This window comes from Actinomyces urogenitalis (genome assembly GCF_002861525.1).
In the GTDB taxonomy this organism is placed as follows: domain Bacteria; phylum Actinomycetota; class Actinomycetes; order Actinomycetales; family Actinomycetaceae; genus Actinomyces; species Actinomyces urogenitalis.
Map to the genome: position 1 here is coordinate 550972 of NZ_PKHA01000001.1, position 10992 is coordinate 561963.

Annotated in this window: 9 protein-coding genes; 6 read left to right on the forward strand and 3 right to left on the reverse strand. The window is 69.9% G+C overall.

The features are described 5' to 3' along the window. The first annotated feature begins 35 nt into the window (after positions 1 to 35). Positions 36 to 917 (forward strand): hypothetical protein, encoded by an 882-nt coding sequence (locus CYJ26_RS02350; RefSeq protein ID WP_101637862.1) that lies wholly within the window; start codon positions 36 to 38, stop codon positions 915 to 917. Continuing rightward, positions 914 to 1282, forward strand: coding sequence for a GntR family transcriptional regulator (locus tag CYJ26_RS02355; RefSeq protein WP_034236977.1), 369 nt, complete (start codon positions 914 to 916; stop codon positions 1280 to 1282). The genes CYJ26_RS02350 and CYJ26_RS02355 overlap by 4 nt, the downstream gene beginning before the upstream one ends. A 143-nt stretch (positions 1283 to 1425) precedes the next feature. Here the strand turns inward: CYJ26_RS02355 and CYJ26_RS02360 are convergent, their stop codons facing one another. The 3 genes from CYJ26_RS02360 to CYJ26_RS02370 form a co-directional block, all read right to left on the reverse strand. Continuing rightward, positions 1426 to 1959, reverse strand: coding sequence for a 2-thiouracil desulfurase family protein (locus CYJ26_RS02360; RefSeq protein WP_197055237.1), 534 nt, complete (start codon positions 1957 to 1959; stop codon positions 1426 to 1428). A 56-nt stretch (positions 1960 to 2015) separates the two neighbouring features. Next, positions 2016 to 3782 carry a tRNA (N6-isopentenyl adenosine(37)-C2)-methylthiotransferase MiaB gene (gene miaB / locus CYJ26_RS02365; protein WP_006549428.1) on the reverse strand — a complete coding sequence of 589 codons (1767 nt, stop codon included), beginning with the start codon at positions 3780 to 3782 and terminating at the stop codon, positions 2016 to 2018. 115 nt (positions 3783 to 3897) lie between these two features. Continuing rightward, a complete protein-coding gene (locus CYJ26_RS02370; protein WP_101637863.1) occupies positions 3898 to 5055 on the reverse strand; it encodes an ROK family transcriptional regulator in 1158 nt (385 codons plus the stop codon). A 219-nt stretch (positions 5056 to 5274) separates the two neighbouring features. Between CYJ26_RS02370 and CYJ26_RS02375 the strand changes: the two genes are divergently transcribed. The 4 genes from CYJ26_RS02375 (at position 5275) to CYJ26_RS02390 (ending at position 10826) form a co-directional block, all read left to right on the forward strand. Continuing rightward, complete coding sequence (locus tag CYJ26_RS02375) at positions 5275 to 7470, forward strand: alpha-galactosidase (RefSeq protein WP_180950817.1); 2196 nt, start codon at positions 5275 to 5277, stop codon at positions 7468 to 7470. An 83-nt stretch (positions 7471 to 7553) separates the two neighbouring features. Next, positions 7554 to 8465 (forward strand): carbohydrate ABC transporter permease, encoded by a 912-nt coding sequence (locus CYJ26_RS02380; RefSeq protein WP_006549425.1) that lies wholly within the window; start codon positions 7554 to 7556, stop codon positions 8463 to 8465. A gap of 46 nt (positions 8466 to 8511) precedes the next feature. Continuing rightward, positions 8512 to 9411 carry a carbohydrate ABC transporter permease gene (locus CYJ26_RS02385; protein ID WP_374044901.1) on the forward strand — a complete coding sequence of 300 codons (900 nt, stop codon included), beginning with the start codon at positions 8512 to 8514 and terminating at the stop codon, positions 9409 to 9411. Positions 9412 to 9419: 8 nt separating this feature from the next. Beyond that, complete coding sequence (locus CYJ26_RS02390) at positions 9420 to 10826, forward strand: ABC transporter substrate-binding protein (protein WP_101637865.1); 1407 nt, start codon at positions 9420 to 9422, stop codon at positions 10824 to 10826. Positions 10827 to 10992: the final 166 nt, after the last annotated feature.

Below are 10992 nucleotides of genomic sequence, written 5' to 3' on the forward strand. Positions count from 1 at the left end.
CTCTTGTATCATCATCTCAACACAAAGGAGCCGTTGTGTCACCTCTTCCGTACATCGCTCTCCTCCTCGTCCTCACCGCCGTCTTCCTGACCCTCGTCATCAGCGCGCTGCGCGCCACCTGTCCCCGTCCTGCCGCACAGGCCCACCCGCTGTCAGCAATCATCCGGCACTCCACGCGTACCCGCGCTGCAGCGGTCCTTTTCGCGCTGGCCGCCACAGCCGCCGCCTACCTCAGTGGGCACCCCGAGGGCGTGGCACTCTTCGGGATCGTCGGGCTAGCCATCCTGCTGCTCGGCGAGCGTCGCTCCCCGACCGTCATGGCCCCGGAGCGCACCGCCTCCCTGGCCCGCCGACGCATCGTCGACTACCTACCCGCCACCGGCCTCGTCTTGCTCCTGCTGGCCGTGCTCTCGCTAGCCGCGGACGCCGCCGTCGGGCTCCCTGTCACAGCCGCCGAGCCCTGGCATGCCCCTGGCGGTCCCGCCCTACCCGCAGGCTCCTACTTCCTCGGGGTCTCAACGGCGTCAACGGGCGAGGCCATCTCCAGCGCCTACGCCCCCTGGCCCGGGCCACGCATGCTGGTACCTCTTGCCGCAGGCCTGATCATCCAGCTCACCGCGAGTCTCCTCGCGCTGCGGCGGGTCGCCACGCGCGGACAGGTCGGGTCCCGCCCCGGCCCGCTCGACCAGGAGCTACGGCGCTACCTGGCTGAGGGAGCGCTCGGGCTGCTCCTGGTCTCCGCTGCGCTCCCCCTTCCGCTCCTGGGCGTCCCCATGATCGAGGCGGCCACCTGGGAGGCTGCCGGCTGGGACTACGGGCGCGGCACGATAGGCGGTGTCGGTATCGTCGTGGCGGTGGCGTCGATGGTCTACGGCGCGGTCCTGCTCGCTCGCTCCCCCCGGCAGGTGTCGGCATGAACCTGACGATCACGATCACAGACTCCCCCACCCCGCCCTTTGAGCAGGTCCGGTCCCAGATCGCCTCGCTCATCGTCGACGGCGCCCTGGAGGAGGGCCAGCGCCTTCCCCCCGTGCGTCAGCTCGCCGGCGACCTGCGCCTCGCCCCGGGCACCGTCGCCCGCGCCTACAAGGAGCTGGAGGCGGCCGGCATGGTGGTCACGCGCCGCGCTGCCGGCACACGGGTCGCACCCGGGCACGCGGCCCCGCCCCGGGACCAGGCCCGCCAAGCGCTGGCTGAGGCGGTCAGACGGGCCCAGGCCGCTGGCATGACGACGGCGCAGGTGCGCAGCGTCGTCGACTCCCTTCTGGAGCCCAACGAGTAGGCAGGTACTCCCGCGCGCCCTCCGCTACCCCATGCCAACGCCCGCCACCCCATCTAGCCCTCCGCTACCCCGTGGCGCGCGCTATGGGGATGCGAAGGACACCAAGGGGTAGCGACGGTGGCGGCGGGGTAGCGGCGGCGGGGCTACCGGCTCTCGACCTCCACGCCGGCACGCCTCAACGCCGCGGCAAGCACGCCGTCGCCGCCTGTCAGGGTCCCGCTGAAGGTGCCGTCGTAGACCTGCCCCACCCCGCACGAGGGGCTCTTGGCCTTGAGCACCGCCCGTTCGGCGCCGTGCTCCCGGGCCTGCTCGACGACGGCGCTCGCGCCCGCCACGAAGGCCCGCGTCACGTCATGCCCGTCCTGAGCAAGCACCCTGGCCCGCCCGGCCAGGACGTCGTAGCCGTCCCCGCCCACGATCTCAGCCGGTGGCCGGGGCGTGGGAAGCCCGCCCAGCACCTCCGCGCACACGGGCACGGCCAGCCCTGCCTCGACGGCGGCCACGACCTGCAGGTCGGGCCGGGCGGCGCCGTCGTAGCGGCACGGGATCCCCGCCAGGCACGCGGAGACCACAGTCGGGGCCACAGCCTGCTCAGGAGCCGCAGCCGGACGGCTGCCAACGAAGCGTGCGTGCCCGGCAGGGGCAAGCGCGCCCGCGCCGTCCCCGGTCTCCGCCACGCCCGCGTCAGCCGCAGGCCCTCGTCGCTCCGCGCAGGGCTCCACAGCGTCAGGCCTCAGATCGTCCGCGGCTGGCCGAGCATCGTCCGCCCGCCCATGTCTCCGCTGCTCTCACGCACGGCGCCTGGCGCACCCACGCGGATCATCGGCATCCCCAGGGTCACCGGCGCCGTGTCCGGCTCCGGCTCACCGGTCTCCTCGCGCTGGCGCCGCTCCCAGGCGTCACCGGCCCGGGTGCGACGCACCTCGAACAGGGCCGGGCCGTCGTCGTACCAGACCCGATCACCCGCGCGGCGGGCTTCGTTCTCAGCCCGCTCGGCCTGGCTCAGCTCCCGCCCGCACAGGGCGGAGTCGGCGATGAGGTTGTGCGGGGCGCCGTGGGTCACGCGCACGCGCACCATGTCCCCCGGGCGCGGGGCACCGCCGGCGTAGTCGTCAGCGGCCAGACCAGCCGGAAGCCCCGCGTGGACCAGACGGTTGTCCGCCGCGCGCCCTGAGATACGGGCGGTGACGGCGTCACGCCGTCCCTCCCCCTCGGCCACGAGCAGCTCGACGACGCTGCCCTCCTGGCGCACGTTCTCCTCGTGGGTGATACGGCGTACCAGCTCGTCCAGGCGCTTATAGCGGTCCTTGACCACCTCGACCGGCACCTGAGGCAGGTCGGCAGCCGGGGTGCCCGGACGCGGGGAGTATTCGAAAGTGAAGGCCGAGGCGAAGCGCGCCTTCTCCACCACCTCCAGCGTGGCCTGGAAGTCCTCCTCCGTCTCACCGGGGAAGCCCACGATGAGGTCGGTGGTGATGGCGGCGTTGGGGATCTTCTCGCGCACCTCGTCCAGGATCCGCAGGAAGCGCTCGGAGCGGTAGGAGCGGCGCATCGCGCGCAGCACTTTGTCCGAGCCGGACTGCAGCGGCATGTGCAGGCTCGGCATGACCTGCGGGGTCTCGGCCATCGCGTCAATGACGTCAGAGGTGAAGGCGGCGGGGTGGGGGCTAGTGAAGCGCACGCGCTCGATCCCCTCCACGCCGCCGGCCGCGCGCAGGAGCTTGGCGAAGGCCCCGCGATCCCCGAAGCCCACGCCGTAGGAGTTGACGTTCTGCCCCAGCAGCGTCACCTCGGTGACTCCCTGGGCGGCCACGGCCTCAATCTCGGCCAGGACCTCGCCGGGGCGACGGTCGCGCTGCTTGCCGCGCAGCGAGGGCACGATGCAGAAGGTGCAGGTGTTGTTGCATCCCACGGCGATCGACACCCAGGCGGCGTAGGCCGACTCGCGGCGTGTGGGCAGGGTCGAGGGGAAGACCTTGAGGGACTCCTCCAGCTCGACCGCCGCCTCGGCGTTGTGCCGGGCGCGCTCGAGCAGGGCGGGCAGGACGTCAAGGTTGTGGGTGCCGAAGACGACGTCGACCCACGGGGCCTTCTCGACGATCCCCTCACCCATCTGCTGGGCCAGGCACCCGGCCACGGCGATCTGCATGCCGGGGCGTTCGCGCTTGACGGCGGCAAGCTGCCCGAGGTTGCCGAACAGGCGGGTGGCGGCGTTCTCGCGCACTGAGCAGGTGTTGATGATGACGACGTCGGCCCCGCCGTCGCCAGCCTCGGTCGCCCGCGCGGCGGCTGCCGGCACCTCCTCCACGCGCCGGTACCCGGCCGCCTCCAGCAGGCCGGCCATGTGCTCGGAGTCGTGGACGTTCATCTGGCAGCCCAGCGTGCGCACGTGGTAGGTGCGCGGCAGGGACGACGTCGAAGGCGCCGTCGCGCTCGCGGGTGCGGTAGCGCTGAGGGCAGGAATCGGCGAGGCAGCGGAGGCAGAGATCTGGGTGGTCATCGCCGTGCAGTCTATGGGGGCCGGCCCGCCATCGGCACCGTGGTTTCCTGTGATCAACCGTGGCCTGGCTGCGATTCAGGACACGGTCCAGCACAGGAGACCACGATCGCGAGGCTCAGGAGGCCCGGGCCGCGGACTGGACGGCCAGCGCCCAGGGCTCAACCGCGAGCGTGGCGGCGCCGCGAGCCCAGTCAGCAAAGGTGAAGGGGCGCAGCCTGATCTGCGGCTGCGGAGCCGACCAGTGCCTGGCACGCTCAACGGCCTCGTACAGCTCGGCCTCGTGCGGCTGGATGGCCCCGACCGCCTCTCCGGACACGACGACGAGCCCCGGGTCGACGACGGCGACCAGCGCGCCGGCAATGACCCCCAGCGCCCAGGCGGCGTCACCCAGGACCCGCCCGGCGACCGGGTCCCCCTCAGCGTCCAGGCGGACCAGCTCGTCCAGGTCCACCTCCCGCCCCAGCAGCTGCGCCGCACGCGCCAGCATCCCGGGGGTCGAGGCCAGGGCACGGGCGCAGCCCACGTGCCCGAGCTCGCAGGCGGGCCCGTCCTGCGCCACCGGCAGGTGCCCGACGCTGCCCGCGGCACCGTGCGCCCCCTCCAGCGGCTCGCCGTCGACGACGAGCCCGCAGCCGATTCCGGCCCCCACCGTCAGCAGCGCGAAGGGGCTGGCCTCACGACCCAGCCCGTACCAGGCCTCGGCGTAGGCGAAGGCACGCACGTCATTGGCCAGGCTGACCGGCAGGCCGCTGGTCTGCGTCACCAGCTCGGCAAAGGGGACGTCATGCCAGTCCAGGAAGGGCGCCACCCGCACGATCCGGCCTCCCACCACGCTCGCACCCAGCGAGATCCCGATGCCGCGGGGCTCCTGGCCGCAGTCCTCGGCCAGTCGCCGCGCCAGCCCGGCGATCTGGGCAGCCACCTCGTGCGGGGCCCCACCGGCCAGCGGCTCCATCTCCTTGGCCAGGACGGTACCCACGGGGTCGATGACCACGGCCCAGGCGTGAGTGCCGGTGAGCTTGACGCCCATGAGCGCCGCGGACCCGGGCACCAGGGACACCAGGCTGAGGGGACGGCCGGGTCCTTCCGCCTCAACGCGCGACTCATCGACCAGGCCGGCCTCGGCCAGCGCCCTCGTGGCGCGGGTCAGGGTCGCCGCCGACAGCCCGAGGCTGGCGGCCAGCTCGGTGCGCGAGGCCGGGCCGCGCGAGGCCAGGGACAGCAGGACAGCAGCAACGGGACCACGCTCGGTCAGCGTTGCACGCGAGGGCATACCAGGTCCTTTCCACAGTCCGTCACGACGCGTCACAACGGCGGGCACGCAAGTCTTCGCACGGCGGACGCACAGGTGCTGGCAGGGGTCCGCCAAGCGCCATCGTGCCACACCCGCTCGACGCCCGGGATAACAGGGCCTTGCACAGCCACCCTCCATGCATTATTTTCATGCTACAAGATTTTAAGTGCGTCACACTGTGGCGTCTTTGGAAGGACGATGATGACCCTCCACCTGCGCAACGGCGGGACCAGCGTGGTCCTCGACCTCCTCCCGGACCGGTTGCCGGTCGTGCGCCACTGGGGCACCGACCTCGGTGACCTGCCTTCCGCGGCCCTCGACGACGTCGAGCGGGCCCAGCGCACCTCGCTGGGCACCAACACCGCCTGGATCGCCAACGACCTGTCCGTCCTCCCCCTGCCCGCCCAGGCCTGGTCCTCGCGCCCAGGTGTGCTCCTGCACCGCGCGGACGGCACCTCCTTCAGCCCGCACCCCAGCCACGTCACCCACGCCCACCGCACAGAGTCCGGCCCAGCAGGCACGGTCGAGGTCGTCACCTCCGAGGCCGTTGACGAGGTCCATGCCCTCAGCCTGGGCACCGAGCTGCGCCTGGAGCCCAGCGGCCTGCTGCGCCTGCGCGCCTGGGTGCGCGACGAGCGCGAGGCCGACGGCGGGCAGCACCTGGCCCCGATCGTCGTCGACGAGGTCACTCCCGTCCTGCCGCTGCCCGAGGCTGCCGACGAGCTGCTGGACATGACCGGCCACCACATCGCCGAGCGCAGCCTGCAGCGCACCCCACTCACCGCCGGCACCCACCTGCGCGAGAGCTGGGAGGGACGTCCCGGCCACGACGCCACCACGTGGCTGGCCGCAGGACGCGCCGGCTTCGGCTTCCGCAGCGGCACCGTCCACGGTGTCCACCTGGCATGGTCCGGCAACACCCGTCACCTCGCCTCCTCCACCCCGCAGGGACGCAAGCTGCTGGGTGCCGGGGAGCTCCTCCTGCCCGGGGAGGTCCTCCTGGACACCGAGCGCACCTACACCTCGCCGTGGGCCGTCTTCTCCTGGGGCGAGGGCCTGGACGCCATGTCCCACCGCACCCATGCCTTCCTGCGTGCCCTGCCCTCCCACCCCTCGCGCCCGCGCCCTGTGCTGCTCAACACCTGGGAGGCCGTCTACTTCAACCACGACCTGGACAAGCTCAAGGCCCTGGCCGACGCCGCCGCATCGGTGGGTATCGAGCGTTACGTGCTCGACGACGGGTGGTTCGGCTCGCGCCGTGACGACACCTCAGGCCTGGGTGACTGGCAGGTGTCCCAGGACGTCTGGCCGCAAGGGCTGCGTCCCCTGGTGGAGCACGTGCACTCCCTCGGCATGGAGTTCGGGCTCTGGTTCGAGCCGGAGATGATCAACCTCGACTCCGACCTGGCCCGGGCCCACCCGGACTGGGTGCTGGGCGACGGCGCCGGCGGGGCTCCCGAGCACCGCAACCAGCGCGTGCTGGACCTCACCGCACCTGGAGCCTGGGACTACCTCTTCACCTCCATCTCCCATCTGGTCGATGAGCTGGGCATCGCCTACCTCAAGTGGGACCACAACTCCCCACTGCTGGCCACGGGTCACGAGTGCGCCCAGCCGGCCGCAGGCCGCTGGGGCGCCGCCGCCGTCCACGACCAGACCCTGGCTCTGTACCGGCTGCTGGACGCGCTGCACGAGCGCTTCCCCGAGCTCGAGATCGAGTCCTGCGCCGGAGGCGGCGGCCGCATCGACATGGGGATCATGGAGCGGGCGCAGCGCGTGTGGGCGTCGGACTCCATCGACGCCCACGACCGCCACGACATCCAGCGCGGCACTACTCTCCTGCTCCCACCCGAGCTCATCGGCACGCACGTGGGCGCCGGCCGCGCCCACACGACGCTGCGGGACCTCGACATCGACTTCCGCGCCGGCACCGCCCTGTGGGGACACATGGGAGTCGAGTGGGACCTGACCAAGGCAGACACCCCCACCCGCGAGCGCCTGGCCCGGATCATCGCCCTGCACAAGGAGCTGCGCCCCCTGCTGCACTCAGGACTGACCGTCCACGCCGACCTGGCCGACGACGACAACCTGCGCATCGAGGGCGTGGTGAGCCAGGACGGGACCGACGCCCTGTTCGAGATCGCCTGCCTGGGCCTACAGCACTCCTGGCCCTGCGCGCCCCGGCCTCTGCCCGGCCTGGACCCCCGGCGTCGCTACCACGTGCGCCTGGCCGCCCCGCCCTACCCCGAGCTGAGGCTGCCAGCAGCGTGGATGGAGGACGACGGCGTCGTCCTGCCAGGCTCCTACCTCTCGACCACCGGGCTCGCGCTGGCCAACCTCCACCCTGACCACCTGGTCCTCGTGCGAGCCACCGCGGTCGGCTCCGCCGTCTGAGACGGGTGAGGGACCACCCGTCCTTCACCTGCCTCCTCCCGTCAACCTCCGTCTCCATCTTCAACGACGATATGGAAGGAAACATGTCTGTCTCAGCCCCCTCCCGTCCCGCAGGCGCCATGCGCCGTCGGCCCAAGACCGACCTACGGCTCGGCCTGGGATTCATCCTGCCGGCCGGAATCGGCCTCATCGCCTTCTACATCTGGCCCCTCATCCGGGGCATCTGGCTGTCCTTCACCGAGTACAACCTGCTGACCCCCGAGAAGTTCATTGGGCTTCAGAACTACTCACGCATGGTCCAGGACAAGATCTTCTGGAACGCCGTTGGCGTGACCGTGGAGTACGTGGTCATCAACATCGGCCTGCAGACGATCCTCGCTCTTCTCATCGCCGTCCTCATGCAGCGCCTGACCCAGTCCACGCTCGTGCGCTCCCTGGTGCTCACTCCCTACCTCGTGTCCAACGTCGTGGCCGCCATGCTGTGGCTGTGGATCCTGGACACGACGCTGGGTGTGACGAACCAGCTCATCGAGGCGGTCTTCGGAGACACCGTCAACTTCTTCTCCTCCACGCTGGCCATCCCCACCATCGCCATCATCAACGTGTGGCGCCACGTGGGTTACACCGCCCTGCTTATCTTCGCCGGGCTCCAGTCCATCCCGAACACGGTCTACGAGGCCGGCAAGGTCGACGGCGCCAGTGAGTGGCGCATGTTCTGGAAGATCACCGTCCCGCTGCTGCGCCCGATCCTGGCCCTGGTCCTCATCATGACGATAATCGGCTCCTTCCAGGTCTTCGACACCGTCTCGGTGACGACCCAGGGTGGCCCGGTCAACGCCACCCGCGTGCTCCAGTACTACATCTACGACCTGGCCTTCGGCCGCTTCCAGTTCGGCTACGCCTCCGCCCTGGCGGTGGGCCTGCTCATCATCCTGGCCGCTATCACCGCGCTGCAGTACAAGATGACGCGCGCCGGCCAGACGGACCTGGACTGAGAGGACACCAGCCATGACAACGACGACATCCTCCACCTCGGTCCGCATGACCAAGACCGACCAGCCGCGCAAGCGCCCCTCGCTAGGACGTGTGCTGGCCTGGACCGCCATGGTCCTCATCCTCCTGTTCACGCTGCTGCCCTTCTACTGGGTGCTGCGCACGGCCCTGTCCTCCAACGCGGGCATCGCCTCCGATCCCACGAGCCTGCTGCCGGTGGATACCAACTTGCGCGGCTTTGAGCGCGTCTTCGGCATGCAGTCCACCGAGGAGGCGCTGGCCGACGGCGGAAGCGGCGCCGCCATCAACTTCTGGCTCTACCTGCGCAACTCCGTCGTCGTGGCCGCGCTGGTCACCGTGGGGCAGGTCTTCTTCTCCGCCATGGCGGCCTACTCCTTCTCCCGCCTGCGCTGGCCGGGACGGGACACCGTCTTCGGCATCTTCCTGGCCGCGCTCATGGTGCCCTCGATCTTCACGCTCCTGCCCAACTTCGTGCTGGTCAAGCAGCTCCACCTCATCGACTCTCTCCTGGGCATCTCGCTGCCGACGATGCTCATGACGCCCTTCGCCGTCTTCTTCCTCAGGCAGTTCTTCATGAACATCCCGCGTGAGCTGGAGGAGGCCGCCCTGCTGGACGGCGCCTCGAAGGTGAGGGTCTTCTTCACCCTTATCCTGCCCATGGCCAAGGCGCCGATCTCCACGCTGGCGATCCTGACCTACATCGCGGCCTGGAACGACTACTTCTGGCCCCTGCTGGTCTCCTACACCGACTCCTCGCGGGTGCTCACCGTCGCCCTGGCGGTGTTCAAGTCCCAGTCCCCGCAGACAGGTCCCGACTGGGCCGGTCTCATGGCGGCCACGCTGGTCGCGGCGCTCCCGATGCTGCTGCTCTTCGCCGCCTTCGCCAAGCGCATCGTTAACTCCATCGGTTTCAACGGCATCAAGTGAGGCACCAGATGACTTCCACACACACGCATCTCGCGACCGCCCTGCCGGCCCTGCGTTCCCCCCTGTCCCGCCGTGGCTTCCTGTGCGGACTGGTCACCGCAGCGGGTGCGGCAACCCTGGCCGCCTGCTCCTCCTCCGCCGGCCGCAAGGCCGGTGGCCCCGTGGAGTACTGGCTGTGGGACTCCGCCCAGGAGCCGGCCTACGAGGCCTGTGCCGCACGCTTTGAGGAGAAGACCGGCATCAAGGTCAATATCACCCAGGTCGGCTGGGGTGACTACTGGACCAAGCTGACCGCCGGATTCATCGCCGGTACCGGCCCTGACGTCTTCACTGACCACATCGCCAAGTTCGCCCAGTTCGTTGACCTCGACGTTCTGGTACCGCTGGACGAGCAGCCTGCCTGGGCCGACGTCGACGAGTCCGCCTTCCATGAAGGCCTCATCGACCTGTGGAAGGGCGAGGACGGCAAGCAGTACGGCTGTCCCAAGGACTGGGACACCGAGGCCATCTTCTACAACAAGACCATGCTCGCCGAGGCCGGTCTGAGCGAGTCCGACCTGGAGGACTGGGACTGGAACCCCGAGGACGGCGGCAGCTTCGAGAAGATCCTGGCGCGCCTGACCGTGGACAAGAACGGGGTGCGCGGGGACGAGGAGGGCTTCGACCCCACCCGCGTCGCGGTCTACGGCATCGGTATCAACGATGCCGGGTCCAACGACGGCCAGACCGCCTGGAGTCCCTTCACCAGCACGATCAGCGACTGGATGTACACGGACAAGAAGACCTGGGGTACTCGCTACCGCTACGACGACCCGGACTTCCAGCGCGCCATGGACTGGTACTTCGGGCTCATCGACAAGGGCTACATGCCTCCGGCCGGCACCTTCTCGACCACCACTGGCACCGACGTCCAGCTGGGCAGCGGCTCCATCGCCATGTGCATCAACGGTGCGTGGATGTTCAAGATCTTCGCAGGCCTTGACATCGACCTCGGGCTGGCCCGCCACCCGATTGGCCCCAACGGCAAGAGCATGAGCCTGCTCAACGGTCTGGGAGACTCGATCGTCAAGCAGTCCAAGAACATCGAGAACGCCTCGAAGTGGGTGGCTTTCCTCGGCACCAAGGAGGCCCAGGACATCGTCGCCTCTTACGGCATCGTGTTCCCGGCGATCTCCTCCTCCACCGAGCTGGCAGTGGCCAAGTTCGAGGAGACGGGCCTGTCCACCAAGCCCTTCACCGACCACGTCAAGGAAGGCACGACCTTCTACTTCCCGCTCACCTACTTCGGTGCTGACGTCAAGGCCATCATGACCCCCGGCGTCGACGCCCTGTGGGTCGATCGAGAGCCGGCCTCGACGCTGACGGCCTACAACGAGCAGGTCAACCTCCTGTTCAAGACCTCGACCAAGGAGTAGCAGGCCTGGCATCAGGTCCTCACGAGGGCGCCGTCCTCCCCGACACGCGGGAGGACGGCGCCCTCGCGTCGCCCGACCCGAGCCCGCCCGTGCCGGTCCTGAGCCACCGCTCCGTCTCGTCACCTGCCCGAAACATCTCCCCTATGATGTGACACGGTCCACATCC

Coding starts and splice junctions, on each gene's coding strand:
- CYJ26_RS02355 (WP_034236977.1), top strand. CDS start 914: ATGAACCTGACGATCACGATCACAGACTCCCCCACCCCGCCCTTTGAG.
- miaB (WP_006549428.1), bottom strand. CDS start 3,782: ATGACCACCCAGATCTCTGCCTCCGCTGCCTCGCCGATTCCTGCCCTC.
- CYJ26_RS02370 (WP_101637863.1), bottom strand. CDS start 5,055: ATGCCCTCGCGTGCAACGCTGACCGAGCGTGGTCCCGTTGCTGCTGTC.
- CYJ26_RS02375 (WP_180950817.1), top strand. CDS start 5,275: ATGATGACCCTCCACCTGCGCAACGGCGGGACCAGCGTGGTCCTCGAC.
- CYJ26_RS02380 (WP_006549425.1), top strand. CDS start 7,554: ATGTCTGTCTCAGCCCCCTCCCGTCCCGCAGGCGCCATGCGCCGTCGG.
- CYJ26_RS02385 (WP_374044901.1), top strand. CDS start 8,512: ATGACCAAGACCGACCAGCCGCGCAAGCGCCCCTCGCTAGGACGTGTG.
- CYJ26_RS02390 (WP_101637865.1), top strand. CDS start 9,420: ATGACTTCCACACACACGCATCTCGCGACCGCCCTGCCGGCCCTGCGT.